The sequence below is a fragment of the Qipengyuania profundimaris genome (assembly GCF_030717945.1).
GTDB lineage: Bacteria > Pseudomonadota > Alphaproteobacteria > Sphingomonadales > Sphingomonadaceae > Qipengyuania > Qipengyuania profundimaris.
On sequence record NZ_JAVAIM010000001.1, the window covers coordinates 206,961 to 233,008 of the forward strand.

The window sequence follows — 26,048 nt, forward strand, 5'->3', positions numbered from 1 at the left end:
GCAGCATGGCCAGCAAGAACAACTCGACCTTCTCGGTTCTCGGATCGGACCTGTCGATCAAGGGGGACATCAAGGCCTCGGCCGACCTGCACATCGACGGCTCGGTCGAAGGCGACATCGCCTGCGACAGCCTCGTCCAGGGCGAAACCAGCAAGGTCACCGGCGCGATCACGGCGGAAACCGCCCGACTCGCCGGCACGGTGACCGGATCGATCACGGCGCGCGAACTGGTGATCCTCAAGACCGCCAAGATCGACGGCGACGTGTTTTACGACGCGCTGACGATCGAGCAGGGCGCGCAGGTCGAAGGCCGCTTCGCCCATCGCGACGCGCAGAAAGCTGCGCAGCCCGCCGCCACGCCGCAGGGCAGCAAGCCGGAGCTTTCGGTCGCTAACTGATTTTCCCGTTTGGAGGGGATGAGGGCCGCCCGCGCAACGACGCCGGCGGCCTTCTTGTTGCACGGGCTCAGCCGAAGATTTCGGCGCAGCTTCTTATTGCCACTTCAGCCGAAGACTTCGGCGCGCAGGGCCTTGCGGTCGAGCTTGCCGATCATCGTTTTGGGCAATTCCTCACGCACAACCACGCTTTCGACGCGTTCGTGCTTGCCGACACGAGCATTCATCCATTCCGCCAGCTGGTCGCCACTCGCGTCCGCATCTGCGTTCAACGTCACATAGGCGCGTGGGCGTTCGCCGAGATAATCGTCGGGCACACCGATCACGAGCGCTTCCTTCACGGCGTCGTTTTCTAGTAGTACATCCTCGACCTGGCTGGGGAAGACCTTGAAGCCGCCCACCGAGATCATGTCCTTGATCCGGTCGACGATCTCGAGGAAGCCGTCGCTGTCCAGCGTCGCAACGTCGCCAGTGCGCAGCCACTGCTTGCCGTGATGTTCGACGAAGACATCCTTCGCAGCCTCGAGCCGTTTCCAGTAGCCCTGCATGATCTGTGGGCCAAAGAGCGCCAGTTCGCCCGGTTCGCCCTCCGGTGCCAGCACCGTGGGATCCTCCTTGTCGAGCAGCAGTACCTCGGTGCCCATGACAACCTGGCCGATCGTACCGAGCTTGCGCTGGCCTTCGTAGGGGTTGGCCGACACCACGCCCGAACTTTCGGTGAGGCCATAACCCTCGACCAGCCGGACGCCCGTCGCAGCCTCGAATTTCTCGCGAAGCGGTCCGGGAAGCGGCGCACCGCCGGAGATGCAGACCTTGAGCGTGGAGAGATCGGTTTTCGCTAGATCCCGATGATCGAGCAGCGCCTGGAACATCGTCGGCACGCCGGGGAAGCCGGTCGCGCCGTAGCGCTCGATCGTCTGCAGCACTTGCTTGGTCTCGAAGCGCGGCACCATGGCGATGGCTGCGCCGGTGAATACGGCATGGTTCAGCAGCGCGGTGTTGGCGAAAACATGGAAGAACGGCAGCGCGCCCATGAACACCTCGCCTTCGGGATCGCCGAACGGGTTGAGGCCGGCCGTCTGCTGGGCATTCACGCTGAGATTGGCGTGCGAGAGCATCGCGCCCTTGGGGACGCCAGTTGTACCGCCCGTATATTGCAGAAGCGCGATCGACTGCGGTTCCACATGGGGCAAGTCCGCTTGCTGCGGCGCGCCGTCGATCAGCGTCGTCCAGTCGAGGACGTCTTCGCCGAACGTAACCGAAGCAATCTTGCCGCGGCCGAAAATTCGCAGCGCAATGCCCTTGAGCTTCGGCAGCATCGCCGAAAGCTTGCTCACGACCAGCGTTTCGAGCGCCGAGCCACGCAGCACTTTCTCGGCTGTCGCATAGAGTTCGGGGACATCGACCGTCACGAGCAGCCGTGTGCCCGAATCCGCCACCTGCTGCGCCAGTTCGTCGACCGAATAGAGCGGCGAGAAATTCACCACTACTGCCCCGGCCATCATCGCGCCATAGTAAGCGGAAACGTAGCTCGGCACATTGGGCAGGAAGAGGCCGACGCGGTCGCCGGGCGCGATACCGCGGGCCTGCAGAGCGCGGGCGAACGCATGCGCCTCGATGAAAAGCTCGTTGTAGCTATAGCTGCGGCCTAGGAAATGCAGCAGCGGCGCATCGCCGCGTCGCTCGACCGTGCGCGCGAACATGTCGGGAAGAGCCATGGGCTCGAATTCGGTATCCCAAGGTAAGGGATGGAAATTCGGGAGCTTGCTTACATCCATGTCAGTTACATGCGGCATCCCGCCCTAAAGGCAAGTAAAAAGGGCAGAAGAAGCGGTCTGCCTCTCCTGCCCCCGATCTAGGTTTGGCGCTACCCGCGCTATTGTCAGGCGTCTTCGCCGGGTGCGGCAGGTGCTTCTCCGGCCTCTTCCGCAGCGCGCTTGGCCCGCAGCCATTCTTCGGCTTCGGCTTCCTGCGCGGCTTCGGCCGCGGCCTTTTCATTCGCGTCGCGTTCGGCGCGCAGTTCCTCGATCAGGCGCTCGCGATCGCTGGTGCCGCTGACGGGTGCTTCGACCGTCGCTTCCTCGCCTTCTTCCTTGGCGACCTTCTTGGCGGCCTTGGCGACGACGGCGTCTAATTCGCGCTGCGAGCACAGGCCCAGCGTCACCGGATCCTTGGGCTGGATGTTCTGGATGTTCCAATGGCTGCGATCGCGGATCGCGCCGATGGTGTTGCGCGTCGTGCCGATCAGCTTGCCGATCTGCGCGTCGGAGATTTCCGGGTGGTTGCGCAGGATCCAGGCGATACCGTCGGGTTTGTCTTGGCGCTTCGAAACAGGCGTGTAACGCGGCCCCTTGGTGCGGCTGACCGCGACCGGCGCGCGCTGCATGACGAGCGAATATTCGCTGTCCTTCTCGCCCTTGGCGATCTCGTCCTGCGTCAGTTCGCCGGCATGGACCGGATCGCGGCCGGTATATTTGCTGCCCGCCAGATCGTCCGCCATGGCCTGCACTTCGAGAATATGGAGGCCGCAGAATTCGGCGATCTGTTCGAAGGACAAGCCGGTGTTGTCGACCAGCCAGGTGGCAGTCGCATGCGGCATCAGCGGTTTGGGTTGGTCGGCCATATCTATGCCCTTTTCGCGGGGTCTGAAAATAGAGAGGCCGCCCCTTGCGGGACGGCCGGTATGCTTTCGATGTAGGCGAGCGGACCGGATTCGGCAAGCGAATCCCTAGGCTGAGGGCAGCGCGCCTTCCGCAACAGGCGCAAGGCCGGAGAGAAACTGCGCCGTCGCTGCCTCCCAGCTGAAGGTCGCACCATAGGCGGCACAAGCCTTGCGGTCGCAAAATAGTGCTGCGGCGATTGCCCGGTCCAGCTCGTCAGACAGCGCGCCCACATCGTCGGTCACGATGTCGCGCGGCCCGGCCACGGGATAGGCTGCGACCGGCGTCCCGCAAGCCAGCGCCTCGATCATGACGAGGCCGAAGGTGTCGGTGCGGCTCGGGAAAACGAAAACGTCCGCTCCGGCGTAGCATCCGGCAAGCTCTCGACCTGATTTGCGGCCCAAGAACACAGCATCGGGGAACTTCGCGCGGAGCTCGTCGATTTGCGGCCCGTCGCCGACCACAACTTTGCTTCCGGGATACTGGCCCGACAGGAACGCCTCGATATTCTTCTCAACCGCGACGCGCCCCACGTAAAGCTGGATCGGTCTCGGCATGTCGGCGAATTCGGGCGGCGGCGGCGCGTCCGCGGTGAAACAGCCGAGATCCACACCGCGGCTCCAATGATGCAACTGTCCCAATTCGTGCTCGCGCAACTCGCCGCGAATACTCTCGGTAGCGACAAAGACCCGGCTCGCCGGACGGTGGAACCAGGTGATGTAGCGCCAGAACCATTCGGCAGGCAGGTGCGTGCGCCGCGCAATGTAATCCGGAAACTGCGTGTGATAGGCGGTGGTGAACTCGACTCCGGCGCGGGCGCAATAGCGCCGTGCCGTCATGCCGAGCGGGCCTTCGGTGGCGATGTGGATCGCTTCCGCCGAAAACTCTTGCAGCAAACTCGCGACCTTCCCCGGTGGAGCGAGGGCCAGGCGGATCTCCGGATAGGTGGGGCAGGGGAGGCTCGCGAACAGGTCGGGCGAGATCACCAGCACCGCGTGACCCTGCTCGCGCAGAAGGTCGCAGGTCGTAGTCAAGGTGCGGACCACGCCGTTCATCTGCGGCAGCCAGGCATCGGTGACGATGGCGATCCGGCGTGGCAAGCCGGGCGCAGGCGCTAATGTCGCCCTCCCGCCGAGCGCCTCGAGCGGCAATGCCGTCACGCCGCCTCCGGCTCGGGATGCGCCTCGGCAGCGCGTTCGGCAATGTCGCGCCGCGCGACTTCTTCGGCCCAGTCGAGAATTTCCATGCGCCCGTTGTGATATTCGACCAGCGCATTGCAACCTTCGACCCAGTCGCCGTCGTTCCAGTACTCGACAGGACTGCCGTCGTGCATGAAAACGCGCGATTCTGCGGTGTGGATATGACCGCAAACCACGCCGTCTACACCCCGCTCCCCGGCAGCACGAGCCACGACTTCCTCGTACTTGCCGATGAACTCGACCGCATTCTTGACCTTGTGCTTGGCCGCCTTGGAAATCGACCAGTAGGGCAGGCCGAGCCGCTTGCGGACATTCGCCACCCAGCCGTTCAGCTTCATCATCACGTGATAGGCCGCGTCCCCGACGAAGGCGAGCCAGCGGTGGGCCAGCATGACCGCGTCGAACTCGTCGCCATGCAGCACCATCAGGCGCCGACCGTCGGCAGTATCGTGGAAGGCTGCGCGGCGTATCTCGACCCCGCCGAAATTCATGCCGCAGAAGGGGCGCACCATCTCGTCGTGATTGCCCGGAATGTAGACGATCCGCGTGCCGCGCTTCGCCCGCTTCAGAATGCGCCAGACGATGTCGTTGTGCTCGGCCGGCCAGTAAAGCTTCTTTTTCAGCCGCCAGCCGTCGATGATGTCGCCGACGAGATACATGGTGTCGCTGTCGGTATGGTCGAGGAAGTCGATCAGCAGCTCGTGATTGCAACCCTTGGTGCCAAGGTGGACATCGCTGATCCAGATGGTGCGGAAGCGCCGCCGCTCGCCCTTGGTGACTTCCGGCACGGCCGGCTTGATCGAGGGAAAGTTCGCGACGTTGTGGAAGGCTTCGAACCCGCTCGGCAGATCGGTCATGATCGGACTCCCCGCTGCATGATGGGGAAAGACCTGCCGCAGGAATGTTACGCGCGTCGCACAGCGCGGTTACCGATTCGAGACTTTGCGACGGTTCGGAGTCAGTCCCCTCCGACCGCGAGGACGATCTTGCCGATGTGGTCGCCGCCCTCCATCCGCGCATGCGCTGCGCCCGCTTCGGCGTGCGGGAAGGTCTGGTCCATGACCGGTCGGATCGTGCCGTCTTCGAACAGCGGCCAGGCGTGGTTGTAGATTTCGTCCGCGAGCAGCGCCTTGAACTCGTCCGAGCGGGGCCGCAGCGTGGAGCCGGTCAGCACCAGCCGCTTGCGCATGACGGTGGCCATGTTGATCTCGGCCTTGAGCCCACCGAGCACGGCGATCGTCACGTGCCGGCCATCCTCGGCGAGGCATTCGATATTGCGCGCGACATAGTCGCCCGACACCATGTCGAGCACCACGTCGACGCCCTTGCCATCGGTGAACGCCTTCGCCTTCTCGACGAAATCTTCGTCCTTGTAGTTGATCGCCAGATCCGCGCCGAGGTCGCGTGCCGCCTGGCATTTTTCCTCGCTGCCCGCCGTGGTGATGACCGTCATCTCGAACGCCTTGGCGAGCATGATCGCCATGGTGCCGATGCCCGACGTGCCGCCGTGTACCAGCAAGGTTTCGCCGTCGCGCGCGAACCCGCGCTCGAACACATTGTGCCAGACGGTGAACAGCGTTTCGGGGATCGCCGCCGCGACGTCCATTCCCATGCCGTCCGGCACGGCGAGGCAATGCGCGGAATGGGCAAGGCAGTATTCGGCATAGCCCCCGCCGGAGACCAGCGCGCAAACCTTGCGGTCGAGCATTTCGGGCGGCGCGCCGTCACCGAGGGCGACGACCGTGCCCGACACCTCCAGCCCCGGGATCGGCGAAGCGCCTGGCGGCGGCGGATAGAAGCCCTGCCGCTGGATGACATCGGGCCGGTTGACGCCTGCATGGCTCACTCTGATCAGGACCTGGTTCTCGCCCGGTTGCGGCACCGGCAGTGTCTCGGGCCGCAGGACGTCGGGGCCGCCCGGATCGTCGAAGCCCATCGCAGTCATCGTCTCGGGTAGATCGTCAGTCACGCAATTCCCCTGTGTGCCCGCCCCTGGTCCGGTCGCGATGCGGCGCTGCAACGCCTCATCGCATTTGAGGGGGCATTACCCAAGCGCCCCGTTGACAGCAACCGGAGAGAGGGGAACACTGGCAGGCAATGGAAGACGAGGATCGTCCCCGCCCTAAAGGCGACGCCGCGAGCAAGCTCGCCGCGGAAGACCTCGGCCCCTATTCGCAGGACGAACTCGCCGAGCGGATTGCCATGCTCCAGGCCGAGATTGCCCGGGTGGAAAGTCACCGATCAAAAGCTGCCGCGCACCGCGATGCTGCCGAAGCCCTGTTCGGGCGGAAGGAATAGCACGATGGTCGGGTCGGGGCAGCAGGGGCTGAAAAATCCGGACCTCGTTCCCATATCTGCGGCAAATACAGCTTTGGGCAAGTTTCCCGGCCTAGGCTGCTTCCCTCTCGCCCCTTGCGAGTCCCACGAAAGAGACATCTGAATGCCAAGCTTTGCAGCAAACCTCGAGAAAACCCTCCACGCAGCGCTCAGCGACGCGGGCGAGCGGCGGCACGAATACGCCACGCTCGAACACTTGCTGCTTGCCCTGATCGAAGATGACGATGCGGCGCAGGTCATGAACGCCTGCGGCGTCGACCTCGGCGAACTCGGCTCGGTGGTGAAGCAATATCTCGAGCAGGAATATCAGGCGCTGCAATCGGACGAGAGCGCCGATCCGCAGCCGACCGCCGGATTCCAGCGGGTGATCCAGCGCGCGATCCTGCACGTTCAGTCTTCCGGTAAGGACACGGTGACCGGCGCGAACGTGCTGGTCGCGCTGTTCTCCGAACGCGATAGTTATGCCGTCTACTTTCTCCAGCAGCAGGACATGAGCCGCCTCGATGCGGTCAGCTTCATCAGCCACGGCATCGGTAAGGGCGGCAAGCAGATCGAGAGCCGTCCTGCCGAAGGTGCCGCGGAAGGCGAAGCGCAGTCGGACGAAAAGGCTGAAGGCAAGGGCAAGAAGGAAACCGCGCTCGACCAGTTCACGGTCGATCTCAACAAGAAGGCCGAGGACGGGCGGATCGACCCGCTGATCGGTCGCGGGCCGGAAGTCGACCGCACGGTCCAGATCCTCTGCCGCAGGAGCAAGAACAATCCGCTCTATGTCGGCGATCCGGGCGTCGGGAAGACGGCGATTGCCGAAGGCCTGGCGCGAAAGATCGTCGAGGGCGACGTGCCCGAAGTGCTGCAGGACGCGGTGATCTATTCGCTCGACATGGGCGCGCTGCTGGCCGGCACCCGCTATCGCGGCGACTTCGAGGAGCGCCTGAAGCAGGTGGTCAACGAACTCGAAGGCATGCCCGAGGCGATCCTGTTCATCGACGAGATCCACACGGTGATCGGTGCGGGCGCAACCAGCGGCGGCGCGATGGATGCGTCCAACCTGCTGAAGCCCGCCCTTTCCAGCGGCGCGATCCGCTGCATCGGTTCGACCACCTACAAGGAATTTCGCAACCACTTCGAAAAGGATCGCGCTCTGCTGCGCCGGTTCCAGAAGATCGATGTCAACGAGCCGACGATCGAGGACACGATCAAGATCCTCAAGGGCCTCAAGAGCGCATTCCAGGATCATCACAAGGTGACCTACACGCAGGATGCGCTGAAAACCGCGGTCGAACTATCGGCGCGCTACATCAACGACCGCAAGCTGCCCGACAAGGCGATCGACGTGATCGACGAAGTCGGCGCGATGCAGATGCTGGTGCCGCCGAGCCGTCGCAAGAAGAAGATCACTGCGCGCGAGATCGAGGCGGTCATCGCAACGATGGCGCGCATCCCGCCCAAATCGGTCAGCAAGGACGACAAGAAGGCGCTCGAGAATCTCGAACGCGATCTCAAGCATGTCGTCTTCGGTCAGGACTCGGCTGTTAATCGCCTGTCGACTGCGATGAAGCTCAGCCGCGCGGGCCTGCGCGATCCGGACAAGCCGATCGGCTCGTTCCTGTTCAGCGGTCCAACCGGCGTCGGCAAGACCGAAGTCGCGCGCCAGCTCGCCAGCATCATGGGTATCGAGCTCAAGCGCTTCGACATGTCCGAATATATGGAACGGCACAGCGTCAGCCGGCTGATCGGCGCGCCTCCGGGCTATGTCGGTTACGATCAGGGCGGTCTGCTGACCGATGCGATCGACCAGAACCCGCACTGCGTGCTATTGCTCGACGAGATCGAAAAGGCGCATCCGGACCTGTTCAATATCCTGTTGCAGGTAATGGATAATGGCCGCCTGACCGACCACCACGGCAAGACGGTCGATTTCCGCAATGTCGTGCTGATTATGACTACCAATGCCGGGGCTGCCGACATGGCGCGCCAGGGCATCGGGTTCGGCGATGTGTCGAAGGAAGATGCCAGCGAAGAAGCGGTGAAGCGTATGTTCACGCCGGAATTCCGCAATCGTCTCGATGCGATCGTGCCGTTCGGCTATCTCGGCAAGGGCACGGTCGCCCGTGTGGTCGACAAGTTTATCCTCCAGCTCGAACTCCAACTGGCCGAGCAGAACGTCGATATCCAGTTCGACAAGGAAGCCCGCGCGTGGCTGGCCGACAAGGGTTACGACCGCCTCTATGGCGCGCGCCCGATGGGCCGCCTGATCCAGGAAAAGATCAAGCAGCCGCTGGCCGAGGAATTGCTGTTCGGCAAGCTCGCCGATGGCGGCGAGGTGTCGGTGACGATGAAGGATGGCAAGCCGTCCTTCGAGCTCACTCCCGCCCCGCCCAAGGCGAAGGCCAAGCCGAAGAAGAAGGCGGCGGCGAAGAAAAAGCCTGCGGACAAGAAACCCGAAGCGGGCACGAGCGAGAGCACCGACGAGAGCAAGTAAGGCCTCGCGCTTGACGAACCATCGAGGGGTCGGCGTTTGTCGGCCCCTTTTTGCCGTCTGCCCGATAAATGCTTGAGGCTTTGGCATCGCTCCCATACCGCTCAAAAGCGATATAGGGGGATTGCATAGTGTCGGTTCTAAGGGTCGAGAACCTTACCAAGCGCTTCGGCGATGTTTTGGCGGTGGACGATCTGTCCTTCGCCGTGCAGCCGGGCGAAATCTTCGGATTTCTCGGCGGGAACGGAGCGGGCAAGACGACCACGCTGCGCATGGTGCTCGACATCATCCGGCCGACCGCGGGCCGGATCGAGGTGCTCGGCGCAGCGCCGGACAAGCGCAAGTCCGATGCGATCGGCTTCCTGCCCGAGGAACGCGGGCTCTACTCCCACATGAAGGCGATCGAGACGATCGTCTATTTCGGTCGGCTCAAGCACATGGATCCGGCAGACGCCCATGCGCACGGGATGGAATTGCTCGAACGTTTCGATCTTGCCGACCGTGCGAAGAGCCAGATCGGCGACATGTCGAAGGGCATGGCGCAAAAGGTGCAGCTCGCCTGTTCGCTGGTCAACCGCCCCGAACTGCTGATGCTGGACGAGCCGTTCTCGGGCCTCGACCCGGTCAACCAGGGCTTGCTCGAAGACGAAATCCTGCGCGCATCGCAGCGCGGCGCCGCGGTTATTTTCTCCACCCACGTGATGCAGCATGCCGAGCGATTGTGCGACCGGCTGTTGCTCCTGAAAAAGGGCGCCAAGCGGTTCGAAGGCACGCTGGAGGAAGCGCGAGATACGCTGCCGGCGCGAATCACCGCCGTGGCGCATCCCGCAATTGCTTCTGTAAACGGAGTCGCCAGCGCGGAGCCTGTCGAGGATGTCGGAGACGGCTTCCATCGCTACGATGTGCGGCTTACCCCCGGCACGAGCTCCGAAGCCGTACTGGAAGCCTGCACGGCCAAGGGCATCGCGCTCCGCCGGTTCGAGGAGCAGCGCGCGTCGCTGCACGAGGTATTCGTGAGCATGGTCGGCGAAGGGGAGGTCCAGCGATGAACCGCAATGTTCTACTCGTGGCGGCACGCGAGTTCCGCCAGATCGCCGCCATGAAAAGCTTCTGGCTGACGCTTCTGCTCGTGCCGGTCGCGCTGGCTATCGGTCCGCTTTTGGGAAGTTCGCTGGACGAGGAGGAGGCGACGCGCGTCGTCGTGCTCGACCGCGCGGGAGGATCGGCCGCGACCGCGCTCGAACAGCGCTTCGGGTTCGAGGAAGACCGCTCCGTCCTGCGCTCGCTCTCGCGCTATGTGCGGCGTCACGGCCTCGAAAATGCCGATCCCGATGCCCCCTGGGCCCAGCACGACCGCTGGTACACCGATGCGGATGTGCTGGCCTTTCGCCAGTCCGGCGGCGTAGATGGAGCGGTGGCGCAGATCGACGAAGCGCGGCCAGAGGGCGCGCCCGAATTCGATATCCCCGAACCCGAATACAGCTTTGCGCCTGCCCCTGCCGCACTGGCGTCGGCCCAAGGCGACGAGTTGCAGAGCCGGGTCGATGCGCTGCTGGATGGCGGAGAGGATGCGCCCGACGGCGAAGCGGCCGATTACGTCCTGCTGGTCGGCGAAGGCTATCCGGCCGATCCCACCATTCGCCTATGGTCCAAGGACCAGCCACGCTCGAGCTTCGTGTCTCAGGTGCAGGAAGTGCTGACGGCGGATTTGCGGCAACGCCTGCTGGCCGACCAGGGCATTCCCGCATCGCAAGCCGCCGCCATCCAGGGCGCAGCGCCCGCCATTGCGGTCACGACGCCGCCACCCGGAGGCGGGGCGCGCGAGGCGCTGCTGATCCGCTCGATCGTGCCCCTCGCGCTGTCCTATATCCTGATGCTCAGCCTGATGCTGTCGGGTAGCTGGATGTTGCAGGGCTCGGTCGAGGAGCGCTCGAACAAACTACTCGAATCGCTGCTCGCCTGCATCCGGCCCGAGGAACTGATGCAGGGCAAACTTCTCGGAGCGCTCGCGGTCGGCTTCTCGATGATCGGCGTTTGGTTTGGCTGCGCAATCGTCGTCGCCTTCTTCACGCAGGGCGAGATCGCCGACATGATCCGCCCCGCGCTGGAGCCGGTGTCCTCGCCCACAGCCATCATCGCGATGATCTATTTCTTCGTCATGGGCTATATCGCGGTGTCGATCATCTTCGTGGCAATCGGCGCGATGGCCGATTCGATGAGCGAGGCGCAGGGGTATCTGATGCCGGTGCTGCTCGGCATCCTGCTGCCGATCACCTTCCTGCTGTCCTCGCTCGTGGCGGGCAAGGACGGTCTGCTCGTGCAAATCCTCACCTGGGTGCCGCTATGGACGCCCTTCGCTGTGCTTGCGCGCCTCGGCATGGGCATCGAATGGTGGGAGATGATCGGATCGGGCATCCTGCTGGCAGGCTTCGTGGCGCTGGAAGTGGTTTTCCTCGGCCGCCTGTTCCGCGCCAGCCTGCTCGCGACCGGTCAGAAGCCGGGTTTCAAGCAGCTGATGGAGCGCTTCAAGGCGCCTGCGTAACGCTGCGGCGGGAACGGTTGGCGCGCTGCCCGCTTGAGTCGGGGTGAGCGCGCCCTTCTCCTGGATCAAGCCGGAACCGCACGGCATCTATGTCCCGCCAGCCGATTGCTGGGTCGATCCGTCCAGGGCCGTGGGCAAGGCGCTGGTCACGCATGGCCATGCCGACCATGCGCGCGGCGGGCATGGCGAGACTGTTGCCACGCCCGAAACGCTCGCGATCATGGAGCTGCGCTATCGCACCGGGGCCGAGGACGATGCAGGCGAAATCCCGCACAAGGCCGTGCCGGTCGAATATGGCGAGACGATCCGGCTGAAGGGCGGTGTCGACGCGACCTATATCCCCGCAGGCCATGTACTCGGCAGCGCGCAGATCCTGCTCGAGCATGCGGGCGAGCGCGTGATCGTGACAGGTGACTACAAACGGCGCGAGGACCCCACCTGCCCACCGTTCGAAGTCACGCCCTGCGATATCTTCATCACCGAGGCGACCTTCGGCCTGCCGCTCTTCACTCACCCGCCGATCGAAGACGAGATGGCCAAACTGCTCGACCGCCTCGCCGCGCATCCCGAACGCTGCGTGCTCGTGGGCGCATATGCATTGGGCAAGGCACAGCGTGTTATCGCCGAGCTGCGCCGCGCGGGTCACCGCGAGCCGATTTACCTCCACGGCGCGATGGAGAAGATGTGTCGCCTGTACGAGGATCATGGCGTCGACTTGGGAGAACTGCGGCTAGTCTCGGACTATACGAAAGATGACATGCGCGGCGCGATCGTTGTCTGCCCGCCCTCCGCGCTAAACGACCGCTGGAGCCGCCGCCTGCCCGATCCGATCACCGCCATGGCCAGCGGCTGGATGCGCGTGCGCCAGCGCGCCCGCCAGCGCAATGTCGAACTACCGCTGGTCATTTCCGACCATGCCGACTGGGGCGAACTGACGCGCACGATCAAGGAGGTCGACGCGCAGGAGAACTGGATTACCCACGGGCGTGAGGACGCGCTGCTGCGCTGGTGCCAGCTTCACCAGCGCCGCGCCCGCGCGCTAGCGCTGGTCGGCTATGACGACGAGGACGATTGAGAGGTGGAGGAGTTTGCCGCCCTCATCGACGCGCTGGTCTACACGCGCAGCCGCAACGAGAAGCTGCGCCTGATCGCCGAATATCTGCGTGCGACGCCCGATCCCGACCGCGGCTGGGCGCTGGCCGCATTGTCTGACGGTCTCGATTTTCCGGCGGTGAAAAGCTCGACCATCCGCAATTTGATGAAGGACCGCATCGATCCGGTGCTTTGGTCGCTCAGCCGCGATTTCGTCGGCGATACGGCAGAAACGGCCAGCCTGCTCTGGCCCGCGCCCGATCAGCCGCCCTCGCCGCCATCGGTCAGCGAAACGGTCGAGCTGCTCGAAGCGATGAATCGCAAGAGCGTGGTCACCGAATTGCCGAAACTGCTCGACCGGCTCGATCCCTCGGGCCGCTACGCGCTGCTGAAGCTCGCCACCGGGGGCATGCGAATCGGTGTGTCGAGCCGCCTTGCGAAGACGGCCTTCGCGCAGGCGTTCGACGTGTCGGTCGACGAGGTCGAGGAGTATTGGCACGGCCTAGCCCCGCCCTATCCCGAGCTGTTCGCCTGGGCGGCCCTTGGCGAGGACCCGCCGGATATCGACAATTTGCCGACCTTCCGCCCCTTCATGCTCGCCCACCCGCTGGAAGAGACGGTGGTCGATCTCGGCGATTACGCGGCCGAGTGGAAATGGGACGGCATCCGCGTGCAGCTGGTGCGTGCGGGAGATGAGACGCGCATCTATTCGCGATCCGGCGACGATATTTCGGCGACGTTCCCCGAGCTGCTCGACATGCTGCCTTTTCCCGCCGTGCTCGACGGCGAGCTGTTGGTGCGCGGTACGGTTCAAGGCGGCGAAGAGGGCGGCGCAGCAAGCTTCAACGCCTTGCAGCAGCGGCTCGGGCGCAAGACCGTCAGCAAGAAGATGCTGAAGGAAGCTCCGGCTTTCGTTCGGCTGTACGATGCGCTGCTGGTCGAAGGGGAAGACCTGCGCCCCTCACCCTGGACGCAGCGCCGCGCCCGGCTCGAAGCGCTGATGGAGCGCCTGCCCGACAGCCATTTCGACATCAGTCGCATCGTTGAGGCGAAGGACTTCGAGCACCTTGCCGCCATCCGCGAGGGCAGCCGCGACGATGCCATCGAAGGGCTGATGCTGAAGCGCAAGGACAGCCCCTATATCGCCGGGCGGCGCGTCGGATACTGGTACAAATGGAAGCGCGACCCGCTGCTGGTCGATTGCGTGCTGATGTATGCCCAGCGCGGCAGCGGCAAACGCTCGAGCTTCTATTCGGACTACACCTTCGGCTGTTGGGACGGCGACCCCGATGCGGGGGCGGACCTGCTCCCGGTGGGCAAGGCCTATTCGGGCTTCACCGACGAGGAACTGAAAAAGCTCGACCGCCATGTCCGCCGCAACACAGTCAACCGCTTCGGCCCGGTGCGCGAGACCGACAAGAGCCTAGTGTTCGAAGTCGCCTTCGACAGCGTGCACGAGAGCAAGCGGCACAAGTCCGGCCTCGCCATGCGCTTCCCCCGCATTCATCGCATCCGCTGGGACAAGCCGCCGCACGAGGCGGATCGGGTGGAGGCGTTGAGAGCATTGGTACGGGACTAGGTTTGGTTCTTTGGGGTGCGCCTTCGACATCCGTCGAAGGCTTGCTGTTCCGTGCCGCTCCCCCTCCCGACCATCCAATCAGTATAATGCCATGGGTGGTCGGGAGGGGGAGCGGGACGGAACAGCCAAGGAAAGCGCGGATGCGCTTTCCGCACGCAGACCAGAAAGTCGCGCCGCGCAACTTACGTCAGGTCGGCTTCCCTGATGGCCTTGCCATGCGCCTTGGCGTTCTCCGCATAATGCGCCACGCCCATGCGCATCCCGGCGATGGCGGCATCGTCGAGGTCGCGCATCTTGCGCGCAGGACGGCCACCCCAGAGTTCGCGCGCGCCCATCACCTTGCCCTCGGTGAGCATGGCGCCGGCCGCGAGCATTGCGTCGCTACCTATGACCGCCTTGTTCATCGCAATCGCGCCGAGGCCGACGAAGCCGCGGTCCTCTATGATGCAGCCGTGAACCATTGCCATGTGCCCGACCAGCACGTCGTCGCCGATGATCAGCGGCGAACCGTCGGGGTCGCCGGGGCGTTCGGGATCGCAGTGACAGACGCTGCCGTCCTGAATATTCGAGCGCTCGCCGATTACGATCCGGCTGACATCGGCACGCAGCACGCAATTGTACCAGACGGAGCTGTCGGCCCCGATCTCGACATTGCCGACGATCGTGCAGCCGGGCGCGATGAAAGCGCTGTCGTGGATTTTCGGCGTGTGGCCGTGGATCGGGATGATGGTCACTCCGGGGCGATGGATACTCAAGCCGCGCTCTCCCATTGGTCTGCGGTCAGCGAATACTGGATCAGCGGGCCATGATCGGCTTCGAAGTCCAGGTCGTCACGCCGCACCATGCCGAGTTTTGCCATCAGCTTCCAGCTTGCCATATTGTCCGGAGCGGTGATGGCGACGACATGCGGTGCTTGGACGCGTGTGAAGGCCCAGTCGATCACCGCGTGCATGGCCTCGCTCGCGTAGCCCCTGCCCCAGCGGTCCTCGCGGATTTTCCAGCCGATCTCGTGGTCGCCTTTATTGGGAGCTGCGGGGTCGTCGACGCGCTTGATTCCGCAATAGCCGACCATCTCGCCGCTCGCCTTCTCGATCACGAACAGGAAACTGAAACCCTCGCGCGCATACATCGCCATGGCTTTGGCGTGCCGCTGCTCGATCTCGGCGGGCTCCATCGGTCCGCCGATGAATTTCATGATCGTCGGGGAGTTGAGCAGGCGGGCGTGTTCGGCTTCGTCACCGTCCTCCACGGTGCGCAGGATCAGGCGCTCGGTTTCGGCGATTATATCAGCCATTGCGCGCCAGCCAGGCGTCACGGTCGATGGAATACACGATGGTCGGATTTAGCTCGCGGCCCCAACGTGGATCGGTGAAATCCAGATCTTTCCGCCGCGTCATGCCGAGGCGCAGCATCAGGCCCCAGCTTGCCGCATTGCCGGCTACGGTCAGCGCGACGATCTCTTCCCCTTCGAAACGTCCGAAGCCGAGATCGAGCGAGGCGATGGCAGCCTCCTTGGCGTAGCCGTGGCCCCAGGCGTCCTCACGCAAGCGCCAGCCGACCTCCATCATGCCGAAAACGGGCTCGTTCTCGACGTTGGAGCGCTTCAATCCGCAAAAACCGAGCATCTCGCCGGACAGGTGGCCGCCATCGGCCTGGCGTTCGCAGACCCAGAAGGTGTGGCCATGGTCGCGGCGATAGCCCTCGAGCCGCTCCTGCGCTCCGGCCTGCGTGGCCTCATCCGCCACACCGCCCAGCCAGCGCATCACCGTTGGTGTGTTGCAAAGCTCCCAGAACCGTGGCCAGTCCTCCTCGCGCCAGTCGCGCAGGATCAGCCGCTCGGTTTTGTGCCGAAAGACGTCAGCCATTGAGGATACGCGCGGCGAACGGCGCGTGATAGGTCAGCACGCCCGAGCAGCCGGCGCGCTTGAAGGCGAGCAGCTTCTCCATCAGCAGCGCCTCGCGATCCGCCACGCCGGCAGCCGCCCCCGCCTCGATCAGCGCATATTCGCCGCTCACCTGATAGGCGAAGACCGGCACGTGGAACTGCTCCTTCGCGCGCCAGATCACATCGAGATAGGATAGGCCCGGCTTCACCATCACGCTGTCCGCACCCTCGGCGATGTCCATGGCAATCTCGCGCATCGCCTCGTCGCCGTTTGCGGGATCCATCTGGTAGCTTTTCTTATCGCCTTTCAGCAGTCCGCCAGACCCCACGGCGTCACGGAACGGGCCGTAGAAGGCCGATGCATATTTGGCCGCATAGGCCATGATCTGGATATTGTGGTGCCCGCCCATCTCCAGCGCCATGCGGATCGCCCGCACGCGGCCGTCCATCATGTCCGACGGGGCGATAATGTCCGCGCCCGCCTCCGCCTGGTTGACGGCCTGATCGACCAGCACGGCCACCGTATCGTCGTTCACGACATAGCCACTCTCGTCGAGCAACCCGTCCTGCCCGTGGCTGGTATAGGGGTCGAGCGCGACGTCGGTGAGGATGCCGATGTCGCTACCGCAGGCATCGCGCACTGCCTTGATCGCGCGGCACATCAGATTGTCGGGATTATAGGCCTCGGCCCCGTCGTCGCTGCGCTTGTCGGGCTGCGTATTCGGGAACAGCGCGATACACGGAATGCCCAGCTCGACCGCTTCCTTCGCACGCTGTGCAATCCCGTCCACCGACCAGCGTGACACGCCGGGCAAGCTCGCGACCGGCTCCTCGACTCCGGAGCCATCGGTGACGAATAGCGGCCAGATGAGGTCCGCCGAAGTCATCACCGTCTCGCGGTGCATCCGCCGGCTCCACGCGTGGGCGCGCGTGCGGCGCAGGCGGGTGTTGGGAAATGTAGCGTTGGTCATGGAGTGCAGATGCCGCAAGCCACGGCGCGGTGCAATCGTGAGCCGGTCAGCGCAGCGTTTCTTTACGCTCGACCTTGTCGATCTCGCGCTGCGGGGTTTCCGCCGCCGTTTCGCTCGCAGTCGGTGCGAGTTCGGCCAGCGCGGCACCGGCTTCGACCTGGCGGAGCTTCTCCAGCGCACCTTTGAAGCGAGCCAGTTCCGCACCGCTCAGCTGGGCGCGCGTGACATATTTGACCGAAGCCGGGTCGATAGAGCGCCCGCCGCGATACATCTCGTAATGTAAGTGAGGTCCGGTCGAGAGACCGGTGGAACCGACATAGCCGATCACCTGGCCGCGCCGCACGCGCTGGCCGCGGTCAACCGCCATTCGGCTCATGTGACAATAGCGTGTGTCGATCCCGCCATCGTGGCGCAGCTTGACCGCGTTGCCGCAGCCGCCCGCGCGACCGGCCGACAAAACACGGCCGTCGGTAACCGCGACGATCGGCGTGCCGTGGCGCGCCTTGTAGTCCAGACCGGCGTGCATCCGCCTGTAGCCGAGGATCGGGTGACGGCGCATGCCGTAGCGCGAACTCATCCGGCCCGGCACGGGGGCCATCAGCCCGCCGCGCTGTTCGCCGACGCCCGACGCTTCGTAAAACTCGCCATCCGTGCCCCAGCGCATCAGCTGGACGCGCGGTTTGTCGCCGCGCTCGACACCGGCGTAAAGCAACTGTCCGGCCTGTCGCTCCCCAGTGGCCGCACGGCGATGGGCGATGATGAAGTCGAACGTGTCGGTGGAGCGGATTTCGCGGTCGAGATTCACATGCTGGCCAAGGGTTTTTAGATAGGCCTGCACGGCGCTGGCCGGCGCTCCGGCAGCGCGGGCGGAGCGATAGAGACTGTCGCCGACGACGCCACGAATGCGTAGCGGCGTGTCGTCGACGCGGATTGGCTTGCGAACGAGCGTCAGCGGACCGCCCTCGTCCAGCCGCCCGACGGACAACTCCAGATCGAAGCGGGCGCGGAAGGCGAGTTCTTCCAGCGGGCGCGGTTCGCCGGTGCCGTTCCTGCGGCCAAGCACGATGTCGATCCGCGTGCCGGGCTCGATCTCGCCCAACGGCATGGCCCTGCCGACCATGTCGGTGACCAGCTGCGTATCCTCGCGACCGAGGCCGGCGCGGCGCAACATGCGCTCGAAATCGTCGCCGCGCGAGAGTGTCGCGACCAGTTCGATCCGCGGTCGCTCGGGCGCTTGCGCCAGCGGTTCGACCAGCGAGGTCGCGCCCATCCGGCGGCCGCTGTCGGCCCCCAACGCCAGCGGCAATATCATCTGGCTGCGGTATTCGGAGCGCACGGCATCATCGACGTGAGCGGGCGGCGCAGCCTCCAGCGGCGCGAAGCTCGGCCAGAAAGCCAGGGCAGCGGCGGACAGGCCTACGAACGTACCGAGCCCGCGGAACCAGCGACGGCTGCCGATCTCGCTGCCGAGGTCCGGGGCGAAATCCACCGAAGCGATGCGCGCCGAGAGCTGATCGCGCAGCGTGGCGAGAGAAAAGCCAGTATCCCGCTTGTCAGACAATATCTGATCGTGTGCGAACACAGCTGCACCGGCACCGGCGCTCGCCGATGCGGTGTGCAGATCGCTTTGCTCGCTGTCCCGGTGGGACCTATACACGCGTGACCCTCCGTCCATGGTCGATCCGTGCGTGAGCGATCGACCCGACCCTTGCGGGACCTTTGCCCGCTTTCCCTGCCAAAACAAAGTAAACGCACACTTAAACTGCGCCGATCCGAGTCCGGTATGCGACGAGTCGACAGTCTCCATCGCCCGACGGTTGCGAGCACGGCGCGAGCCTGCCACTGAAGACCGCGTGCAGGATAGCGCGATCAAGGCGGTCCTCGGGCCCACCAATACCGGCAAAACGCACCTCGCCATCGAGCGTATGTGTGGCCATTCCAGCGGATGCATGGGCTTCCCGCTGCGGCTGCTGGCGCGCGAGGTTTATGACCGGGTGCGGGCAATCAAGGGCGATGCGAATGTCGCGCTGATCACCGGCGAGGAACGCATCGAACCGCCGAATGCGCGATACATGTGCTGCACGGTCGAGGCGATGCCGCGCGATGGGGCAGGCGCGGCCTTCGTCGGGCTGGACGAGGTGCAGCTCGCCGCCGATCGCGAGCGCGGGCATATCTTCACCGACCGCCTGCTCAACACACGCGGTCGCGAAGAAACGATGCTGCTGGGCAGCGCTACTGTAGAGCCGCTGGTACGAGAGCTGGTGCCCAAGGCGGAGATTTCGGACCGGCCGCGCTTTTCCACGCTGACCCACATCGGCCCACGGAAGCTCTCCCGCCTGCCGCCGCGCAGCGCCATCGTCGCCTTCAGTGCGGAGCAGGTCTACACCGTCGCCGAGATGCTGCGGCGCTTTCGCGGCGGGGCCGCCGTCGTCATGGGTGCGCTCAGCCCGGATACGCGCAACAAGCAGGTCGAGCTGTTCCAGAACGGCGAGGTCGATTACATCGTCGCCACCGATGCCATCGGCATGGGGCTCAACCTCGATGTGACGCACGTCGCCTTCGCGGGCCTCTCCAAGTTCGACGGGCAGCGAATGCGGCGGCTCCTCCCGGCCGAGATGGCCCAGATTGCAGGGCGCGCAGGACGCCACCAGCGCGACGGGACTTTCGGCACGCTGGGCGGGCAGAACCGTGGCAGCGCGACCCCCGAATTCACCGAGGAAGAAGTCTATGCGATCGAGGAGCATCGCTTCGCCCCGCTGACGCACCTGTTCTGGCGCGAGCCGGAGCCGCGTTTCGATTCGCTTGGAACGCTGATCGCGGATCTCGAAGCCTCGCCCAATGATCCCGTCCTGCGCCTGGCGCCGGAAGCGATCGACCTCGCGACTCTCAAACGCCTGGCTGAAGAGCCGCTCGGCCAGACCATTCGCGGGCCGGGAAACGTCCGCCGCTTCTGGGAGGCCTGTTCGCTGCCCGACTTCCGCCAGCGGGGGCCGGACGTCCACGCCCGCTTCGTCGCGCGGCTGTGGCAGGATTTGCGCGGTGGTTATCTCGGGGCTGACTATGTCGCCGCGCGGATCAGCGAACTCGACAATATGTCCGGCGACATCGATACGCTGCAGGGGCGCATCGCCGCGATTCGCAGCTGGGCCTATATCTGCCAGCGGCCCGATTGGGTGCTAGCGCGTGACGAAATGGCGTCGCGTGCGCGGGCAGTCGAGGCCAAGCTGTCGGACGCATTGCACGCGCGGCTTACGGAAAGATTCGTCAATCGGAGGACGGCAATACTCATGAAATCGCTGGGCGAGAATCCCGACCTGTTACCGATCGAACTGGCCGAAGACGGCGCGGTGAGCGTGGAAGGCGAGCCGATGGGCACTATCGAAGGTCTGCGCTTCACGGTCGATCCTTCGGCGCGGCACGAAGACCGCCGAATGCTGCTCGCGGCGGCCGAGAAGGCGCTCCCCCGCCTGCTGGGCGAGAAGGCAGAGGCTCTGGCGGCGTCGGGCCTGGAGGATCTCGAAATCGCGCGCGGCGAATTGCGCTGGAACGGCCAGCAGCTGGCGAAGCTCGAACAACGCGACGGCACCGTGACGCCGTTGCTGCAACCCGCGCCCGAGGTGAAAGCGCTGCCGGAAGGGCCGCGCACCAAACTGCTCGCAGCGCTCGAGGCATGGCTGGCCGCGAAGCTGGAGCCCCTCGCCCCGCTCGAAAAGATGCACCACGCTTCCGCCAATCCGGAGGCGGGATCGCAAGCGCGCGCCCTGCTCCTCAATCTCATCGCGGGGCATGGCTACATCAGCCGCGAGAAGGGGGGTATCGAACATTTGCCGAAAGAAATGCGGCCCTTCCTGCGCAAGATCGGGGTGACCTTCGGCGCGCTCGACATCTTCTCGCCGCTGTTGGTCAAGCCTGCCCCCCGTCAGCTGTTGCATGCGCTGGGTGTGGATCGTCGTCCGCTGCAGGAGGCGATGTTGCCGGTCATCCCGGGCGGCAAGAAGCTGCCGTCCGGCTATCGCCCTGCCGGCGACCAGGCGATCCGCATCGATCTGGCGGAGAAGATCCTGCGCGCGGCGCACGAGACCCGCGCCAAGGCACAAGCCAAGGATCGCAGGCGCAAGTTCGTCCTCGACCTGGCGCTGCCGGTCTCGATCGGACTGGAAGAGAACAACGCCATTCGCTTGTTAGGTGTCGCAGGCTTCCGGGTTCAACGCGCCAAACCGCTCGCCGAAGGGCAGTTCGGCCCTCCGCGCCCCGACCGCTGGGAGTGGCGCCCATCGCGCCGCAAGCAGCAGCGCGCCGCCCCTGCCAGACCGCGCGAGGGCAGTGCTTTCGCCGGCCTCGCCGACCTCCTCAGCTGACATGACGGCATGAGCGCCGAATGAGGATAGACCGGCTGCTCTGCACCCTGCGCTTCGCCCGCACGCGCAGCGCGGCACAGAAGCTGGTCGACCAGGGCTATATCCGCCGTAATGGCGAGCGAGTGCTGCGCGGCTCGCTCGATGTGCGGGTCGGCGATGTCCTGACGATCCCGCTCGGCAACCAGGTGCGGCTCGTCGAGGTACTGGAGCTCCCCGAGCGCCGCGGCCCGCCGCGCGAAGCGCAAGCCTGCTATCGGGAGCTTGACCCGAACGGATGATCGGCCCTAGCAGCAGCGAAACAGGTAAACACTGCGAAGGATCACCGACCCAATGACCTATGTCGTCACCGACGCCTGCATCAAATGCAAATATACCGACTGCGTCGAAGTGTGCCCGGTCGACTGTTTCTACGAGGGCGAGAACATGCTCGTCATCAATCCCAGCGAATGCATCGACTGCGGCGTGTGCGAGCCGGAATGCCCGGCCGAGGCGATCCTGCCCGATACCGAGGACAATCTCGAAAAGTGGCTCGAGCTCAACACGAAGTTCTCTGCCGAATGGCCGAACATCACGCAGAGCAAGGAGCCGCCGGCCGACGCCGACGAGCATAAGGACGAGGAAGACAAGTACGAAAAGTACTTCTCCGCCGAGCCCGGCGAGGGCGATTGATCCAATCCATTGCTTGACCGTTTGAAATCAGCCTGGGCTGCGGGGAGCGAGAACAATATCTCGCTTGTCGCAGCCGGGATCGCGCATTACGCGCTCTTGGCGCTCGTGCCGGCGCTGGGCGCGGTCGTGCTGGGGTACGGGCTATTCGCCGACCCGGCGACGGTGTCGCAGCACATCACGACACTGGCCGACGTGCTGCCGCCGAGCGCCGCGACCCTGATCGGCGACCAGCTGGAGCAGATTTCCGAAGGATCCGGCGGCGCGAAGGGTTTCGGCTTGCTCATCGCTCTCGCGCTGGCCCTCATCGGAGCACGCGGCGCCGCCAACGCACTCCTGACCGGGCTCAATATCGCTTTCGAAGTGAGCGAACCGCGCAGCTTCCTGCGAAGCAATCTGGTCGCGCTGGCGATCACTCTGGCTGGCGTCGCCGGTATCGTCGCCCTGGCCGCCCTGATTGCTGCGAGCGCCGCCCTTTCCGGGCCGTTGGCCTCGATCATCGGGCTGGTCTTGCTGGCAATATCTGCCGTGGCCGGAGCGATGCTGCTCTACCACTATGCACCGGCCGGACCGCGAGCGGACTGGTCGGCCGCGCTGCGCGGAGCCGTGATCTTCGCCATACTCTGGATCGTAGCGACCGGGGCATTCGCGTTCTACGCCTCGAACTTCGCCGATTACAATGCGACCTACGGCTCGCTCGGTGCGGTCGTGGCGCTGATCACTTGGTTCTGGGTCAGCGGCTTCGCGCTGCTTTTCGGTGCTGAAATCGTCGCTGTCACAACCAAGGCCGACGCCGGCGGATAGGCGCTTCGTTACAACGACTCGCAATATCCGCGCTTTCATGCTATATAATGCAACAACTGCACCGGTTTGCTCCCGGTCAGCTGTGAAAGAAGAAAGGGCAGGCCACCCGCAACGCGACACTCGGTACCGCCCCGCGCCCCTCACAGGGTCGCGGCAAAGGCATTGTCGACGTTGTCCCCCACCCCGGCTGCGCCCCACGAAAGGATGGATTGCATGGCAAGCAAGGCTGATGCCTTCGACGTTGGCGATTACGTTGTCTACCCCAAGCACGGTGTCGGCCGTGTGATCGAACTGCAGAGCGAGGAAATCGCTGGCATGCAGCTCGATCTGTATGTGCTTCGCTTCGAGAAAGAACGCATGACGCTGCGTGTTCCGGTGAACAAGGTCGAATCGATCGGCATGCGCAAGCTGTCGAGCGACAAGACGCTCAAGGAAGCGATGGAAACCCTCAAGGGCAAGCCCAAGGTGAAGCGCACCATGTGGTCCCGCCGCGCCCAGGAATACGAAGCCAAGATCAATTCGGGCGAAATCGTCCTGATTGCCGAGGTCACCCGCGACCTCTTCCGCCCGGACGACCAGCCGGAGCAGAGCTATTCGGAGCGCCAGATCTTCGAAGCTGCGTCCAGCCGCCTCGCGCGCGAACTCGCCGCGATGGAAAAGACCGACGAGCCCACCGCTCTCGAAAAGATTCTCGACGTCCTGCGTGAACACGCGCCGCAATATTACGAGAATACCGAAGACGCCTGATCGACAGGCATTCTTCGTGGCTCGATCAAGGGGTCGCTCCGCAAGGGGCGGCCCCTTTTCTTCGGGTTGAAGAAAACGCTACGCTGTATTATATCGGCAATACGGACTGCCCGGGGGTTAGCAGGAGGAATTGCTCGATGACGGTACAGACTTTTTTCAAACGGCTCGCACCGGTGGCGGCGCTGGCAGGCGCGGCCCTGGTGGCCGGGTGCGACGGGATGAACATCCAGTTCGGCGATACCGAGGGCGTGCCGCTGGCGGAACTCGACATAAGCGGCGCGGCCCCGACGGAGCTGGTGCTCGCCGGCTCGGACGAGGTCATCGTGACCCGCGGCGACAGTTTCGACATCGACGTGTCGGGCGATGACGCTGCCGTCGAAGCCTTGAGGTTCGCGCTCAGCGACGACTCACTTGCCGTGCACCGCGAGAAGGATAGCTGGAGCGACAAGGGCAAGGCCACGGTTCGCGTCACCCTGCCCGGATTGACGTCTTTGGTTCTGGCCGGATCCGGCGATATTCGTGCCGACCGTATGGACGGGCGTGCAGACGTTACGGTTGCGGGGTCGGGCAGTGTTGCCATCGATGAGGTGGATGCGGAGCGCTTCGAAGTGACGATCGCCGGATCGGGCGACCTCGAGGCAAGCGGCAGGGCGGAACGGCTCGAATTGACCATCGCCGGCTCGGGCGATGCGCGCCTGGGCGGCCTGCAGGTCGATCGGGCGGATGTATCGGTCGTCGGCTCCGGCGATGCGGAAATCAGCTCGGACGGCAAGGTCGACGCGTCGATTGCGGGATCGGGCGATATCACGGTGAACGGCAGCGCCGATTGCGAGGTCAGTTCGATGGGCTCCGGCTCGCTGAACTGCCGCAATGCAGCGCCGCGCAGCGAACGCTCGCCGCGTGAGACGCCCGAAGCAGGTGCGGCTCCGCTCCCGCCCGAGGCCCCCGAAGGCCCCGAGGCTCCCGACGCGCCGGAAGCTCCCGACGCCTGAGTTCATCGACGGTTACGGCAAAACCCGCTAGGCGGCACAGCGAAAGGAATTTTTCCATGCGCCGCCTGGCCCTAATTGCCCTCCTGCCTGCCTGCGTGCTGGTACAAGGCTGCCTCGCCAAGACCGCTTACGATGTCGTGACGGCCCCGGTGAAGGTCGTCAGCAAAGGTGTCGATCTCGCCACGACCAGCCAGTCCGAAGCCGACGAGAACCGCGGGCGAGAAATCCGCAAGCGCGAAGAACGGCTCGCGCAGCTAGAGCGCAAGTACAACCGCCAGATGGACGATTGCACCGACGGAATCCGCCGCGCCTGCAGCGAGGCCCGTGACACCTATGCAGAGATGCAACAGATCATCCCGACGATCCCGGTCGAACCGGAGAATTAGTCGGGCGGCGTCGCCGCGCGGCGGAGCCGGTCGTTGATCGCGATGCCTATGCTCTCGTTCGGGACGGGCGCAACTGCGATGCGAGGTTTCTCCGAACGCGCACCCTCGTGTAGGCAGGCATAGAGGCGCGCGGCAGCCTCCGTGAGACTACCGCTAGCAGAAAGCGTGCAGTCGCCGGTTATCGCTCCGAAACCGATCATAAAGTCGTCTGGCGCAACTTCCGTCGCGTTGAGGCGCACGGGCTTGCCGGGCGCGTAGTGGCTGGCCAACTGGCCTGGAGCTTCGATATTCCCGTCGCGGGATAAAGCCCCAATCTCGATCGGACCGGGCCGTAGCACGTCGAGCCGGCCATCATCACGCACAGCGACAATCGTCGATTCCACACCTGCTTCGCATGGCCCGCCGTCGAGGACCGCGTCGATCCTCCCGTCCAACGATGCGAGAACATGCGCGGTTGTTGTCGGGCTGATGAACCCGCTTCGATTGGCCGACGGCGCAGCGAGCGGAAAGTCGCCCTGTGCAAGCACTGCTCGCATAACTGGATGCGCCGGACACCGCAGGGCCACGGTCGCCAATCCCGCCAACACGGCACCGCTGAGCGCCGCCTTGCCCCGACGGGGAAGGACTAAGGTGAGCGGGCCGGGCCAGTGCTCCGCGGCTAGCTGGCTGGCTTCTTCGCCGAATTCTGCCAGTTCCCGCGCCTGCTCCACATCCCGCACATGCACGATCAGCGGGTTGAAACTCGGGCGTCCTTTCGCCTCGTAGATACGCGCCACCGCTTCGTCGCTATCGGCGCGCGCCGCGAGGCCGTAGACCGTCTCGGTCGGCACGGCGACAAGGCCGCCATCGCGCAGGATCTGTGCCGCGCGCGCGATTCCTGCCGCATCTGCCAGTATCGTTTCCGTAACGTATTTGCCGACCATGCCCGCGCGCTATATCTGGGCGTAAGGAAAGCC

25 protein-coding genes are annotated in these 26,048 nt (G+C 64.6%); 14 read left to right on the forward strand and 11 right to left on the reverse strand.

The window, feature by feature from the left end; all coding sequences use genetic code 11:
- Nucleotides 1–5: 5 nt before the first annotated feature.
- Nucleotides 6–398, forward strand: a complete 393-nt coding sequence (locus Q9K02_RS01055) for a bactofilin family protein (RefSeq protein ID WP_305931205.1) — start codon at nt 6–8, stop codon at nt 396–398.
- 104 nt (nt 399–502) lie between these two features.
- Here the strand turns inward: Q9K02_RS01055 and Q9K02_RS01060 are convergent, their stop codons facing one another.
- The 5 genes from Q9K02_RS01060 to Q9K02_RS01080 all read right to left on the reverse strand — a co-directional run bounded on the left by Q9K02_RS01060 (nt 503) and on the right by Q9K02_RS01080 (nt 6,190).
- Nucleotides 503–2,173 (reverse strand): long-chain-fatty-acid--CoA ligase, encoded by a 1,671-nt coding sequence (locus Q9K02_RS01060; protein ID WP_305931206.1) that lies wholly within the window; start codon nt 2,171–2,173, stop codon nt 503–505.
- Nucleotides 2,174–2,277: 104 nt separating this feature from the next.
- On the reverse strand, nt 2,278–3,018 hold the full coding sequence (locus Q9K02_RS01065; RefSeq protein WP_305931207.1) for a DUF1013 domain-containing protein: 741 nt from the start codon (nt 3,016–3,018) through the stop codon (nt 2,278–2,280).
- 105 nt (nt 3,019–3,123) lie between these two features.
- Nucleotides 3,124–4,110, reverse strand: coding sequence for a glycosyltransferase family 4 protein (locus tag Q9K02_RS01070; protein WP_305933417.1), 987 nt, complete (start codon nt 4,108–4,110; stop codon nt 3,124–3,126).
- A 101-nt stretch (nt 4,111–4,211) separates the two neighbouring features.
- Nucleotides 4,212–5,111, reverse strand: coding sequence for a UDP-2,3-diacylglucosamine diphosphatase (locus Q9K02_RS01075; protein ID WP_305931208.1), 900 nt, complete (start codon nt 5,109–5,111; stop codon nt 4,212–4,214).
- A gap of 101 nt (nt 5,112–5,212) precedes the next feature.
- Nucleotides 5,213–6,190 (reverse strand): NAD(P)H-quinone oxidoreductase, encoded by a 978-nt coding sequence (locus Q9K02_RS01080; RefSeq protein ID WP_422785436.1) that lies wholly within the window; start codon nt 6,188–6,190, stop codon nt 5,213–5,215.
- 161 nt (nt 6,191–6,351) lie between these two features.
- On the opposite strand from Q9K02_RS01080, the gene Q9K02_RS01085 reads away from it, so the two are divergent.
- From Q9K02_RS01085 to Q9K02_RS01110, 6 genes are all read left to right on the forward strand, one after another.
- A complete protein-coding gene (locus Q9K02_RS01085; RefSeq protein ID WP_305931210.1) occupies nt 6,352–6,552 on the forward strand; it encodes a DUF1192 domain-containing protein in 201 nt (66 codons plus the stop codon).
- 142 nt (nt 6,553–6,694) lie between these two features.
- Nucleotides 6,695–9,073: an ATP-dependent Clp protease ATP-binding subunit ClpA gene (clpA, locus tag Q9K02_RS01090; RefSeq protein WP_305931211.1), complete on the forward strand. Its 2,379-nt coding sequence runs from the start codon at nt 6,695–6,697 to the stop codon at nt 9,071–9,073.
- A 128-nt stretch (nt 9,074–9,201) separates the two neighbouring features.
- Nucleotides 9,202–10,119: an ABC transporter ATP-binding protein gene (locus Q9K02_RS01095; RefSeq protein WP_305931212.1), complete on the forward strand. Its 918-nt coding sequence runs from the start codon at nt 9,202–9,204 to the stop codon at nt 10,117–10,119.
- Nucleotides 10,116–11,612, forward strand: a complete 1,497-nt coding sequence (locus Q9K02_RS01100) for an ABC transporter permease (protein WP_305931213.1) — start codon at nt 10,116–10,118, stop codon at nt 11,610–11,612. Before Q9K02_RS01095 ends, Q9K02_RS01100 begins: the two co-directional genes overlap by 4 nt.
- A 43-nt stretch (nt 11,613–11,655) precedes the next feature.
- Complete coding sequence (locus Q9K02_RS01105; protein ID WP_305931214.1) at nt 11,656–12,687, forward strand: ligase-associated DNA damage response exonuclease; 1,032 nt, start codon at nt 11,656–11,658, stop codon at nt 12,685–12,687.
- Nucleotides 12,688–12,690: 3 nt separating this feature from the next.
- A complete protein-coding gene (locus Q9K02_RS01110) occupies nt 12,691–14,283 on the forward strand; it encodes a cisplatin damage response ATP-dependent DNA ligase (RefSeq protein ID WP_305931215.1) in 1,593 nt (530 codons plus the stop codon).
- Nucleotides 14,284–14,465: 182 nt separating this feature from the next.
- On the opposite strand, the gene Q9K02_RS01115 is transcribed toward Q9K02_RS01110, so the two are convergent.
- The 5 genes from Q9K02_RS01115 to Q9K02_RS01135 are packed head-to-tail and all read right to left on the reverse strand — an operon-like array spanning nt 14,466 to nt 18,700.
- Nucleotides 14,466–15,032: a gamma carbonic anhydrase family protein gene (locus Q9K02_RS01115; protein WP_305933418.1), complete on the reverse strand. Its 567-nt coding sequence runs from the start codon at nt 15,030–15,032 to the stop codon at nt 14,466–14,468.
- Between the two features lie 2 nt (nt 15,033–15,034).
- A complete protein-coding gene (locus Q9K02_RS01120) occupies nt 15,035–15,577 on the reverse strand; it encodes a GNAT family N-acetyltransferase (RefSeq protein ID WP_305931216.1) in 543 nt (180 codons plus the stop codon).
- A complete protein-coding gene (locus tag Q9K02_RS01125) occupies nt 15,570–16,148 on the reverse strand; it encodes a GNAT family N-acetyltransferase (RefSeq protein WP_305931217.1) in 579 nt (192 codons plus the stop codon). The genes Q9K02_RS01120 and Q9K02_RS01125 overlap by 8 nt, the downstream gene beginning before the upstream one ends.
- Entirely contained in the window at nt 16,141–17,139 is a 999-nt protein-coding gene (gene hemB, locus Q9K02_RS01130; protein ID WP_305931218.1) for a porphobilinogen synthase, read from the reverse strand. The genes Q9K02_RS01125 and hemB overlap by 8 nt, the downstream gene beginning before the upstream one ends.
- 46 nt (nt 17,140–17,185) lie before the next feature.
- Nucleotides 17,186–18,700 (reverse strand): M23 family metallopeptidase, encoded by a 1,515-nt coding sequence (locus tag Q9K02_RS01135; protein ID WP_305931219.1) that lies wholly within the window; start codon nt 18,698–18,700, stop codon nt 17,186–17,188.
- 292 nt (nt 18,701–18,992) lie between these two features.
- On the opposite strand from Q9K02_RS01135, the gene Q9K02_RS01140 reads away from it, so the two are divergent.
- The 7 genes from Q9K02_RS01140 (at nt 18,993) to Q9K02_RS01170 (ending at nt 25,092) form a co-directional block, all read left to right on the forward strand.
- Nucleotides 18,993–21,497, forward strand: a complete 2,505-nt coding sequence (locus Q9K02_RS01140) for a helicase-related protein (RefSeq protein ID WP_305931220.1) — start codon at nt 18,993–18,995, stop codon at nt 21,495–21,497.
- A gap of 20 nt (nt 21,498–21,517) precedes the next feature.
- Nucleotides 21,518–21,775: an RNA-binding S4 domain-containing protein gene (locus tag Q9K02_RS01145; RefSeq protein ID WP_305931221.1), complete on the forward strand. Its 258-nt coding sequence runs from the start codon at nt 21,518–21,520 to the stop codon at nt 21,773–21,775.
- A gap of 52 nt (nt 21,776–21,827) precedes the next feature.
- Nucleotides 21,828–22,166 (forward strand): ferredoxin FdxA, encoded by a 339-nt coding sequence (gene fdxA / locus Q9K02_RS01150; RefSeq protein WP_278329439.1) that lies wholly within the window; start codon nt 21,828–21,830, stop codon nt 22,164–22,166.
- Nucleotides 22,167–22,187: 21 nt separating this feature from the next.
- On the forward strand, nt 22,188–22,967 hold the full coding sequence (locus Q9K02_RS01155) for a YihY/virulence factor BrkB family protein (protein ID WP_305931222.1): 780 nt from the start codon (nt 22,188–22,190) through the stop codon (nt 22,965–22,967).
- A gap of 213 nt (nt 22,968–23,180) precedes the next feature.
- Nucleotides 23,181–23,714, forward strand: a complete 534-nt coding sequence (locus Q9K02_RS01160) for a CarD family transcriptional regulator (RefSeq protein WP_050601467.1) — start codon at nt 23,181–23,183, stop codon at nt 23,712–23,714.
- Between the two features lie 137 nt (nt 23,715–23,851).
- A complete protein-coding gene (locus Q9K02_RS01165; RefSeq protein ID WP_305931223.1) occupies nt 23,852–24,706 on the forward strand; it encodes a head GIN domain-containing protein in 855 nt (284 codons plus the stop codon).
- A gap of 56 nt (nt 24,707–24,762) precedes the next feature.
- A complete protein-coding gene (locus tag Q9K02_RS01170) occupies nt 24,763–25,092 on the forward strand; it encodes a hypothetical protein (protein WP_305931224.1) in 330 nt (109 codons plus the stop codon).
- Here the strand turns inward: Q9K02_RS01170 and Q9K02_RS01175 are convergent.
- Nucleotides 25,089–26,015 carry an L-threonylcarbamoyladenylate synthase gene (locus tag Q9K02_RS01175; protein ID WP_305931225.1) on the reverse strand — a complete coding sequence of 309 codons (927 nt, stop codon included), beginning with the start codon at nt 26,013–26,015 and terminating at the stop codon, nt 25,089–25,091. The two genes, Q9K02_RS01170 and Q9K02_RS01175, sit on opposite strands and share 4 nt — an antisense overlap.
- Nucleotides 26,016–26,048 lie beyond the last annotated feature (33 nt).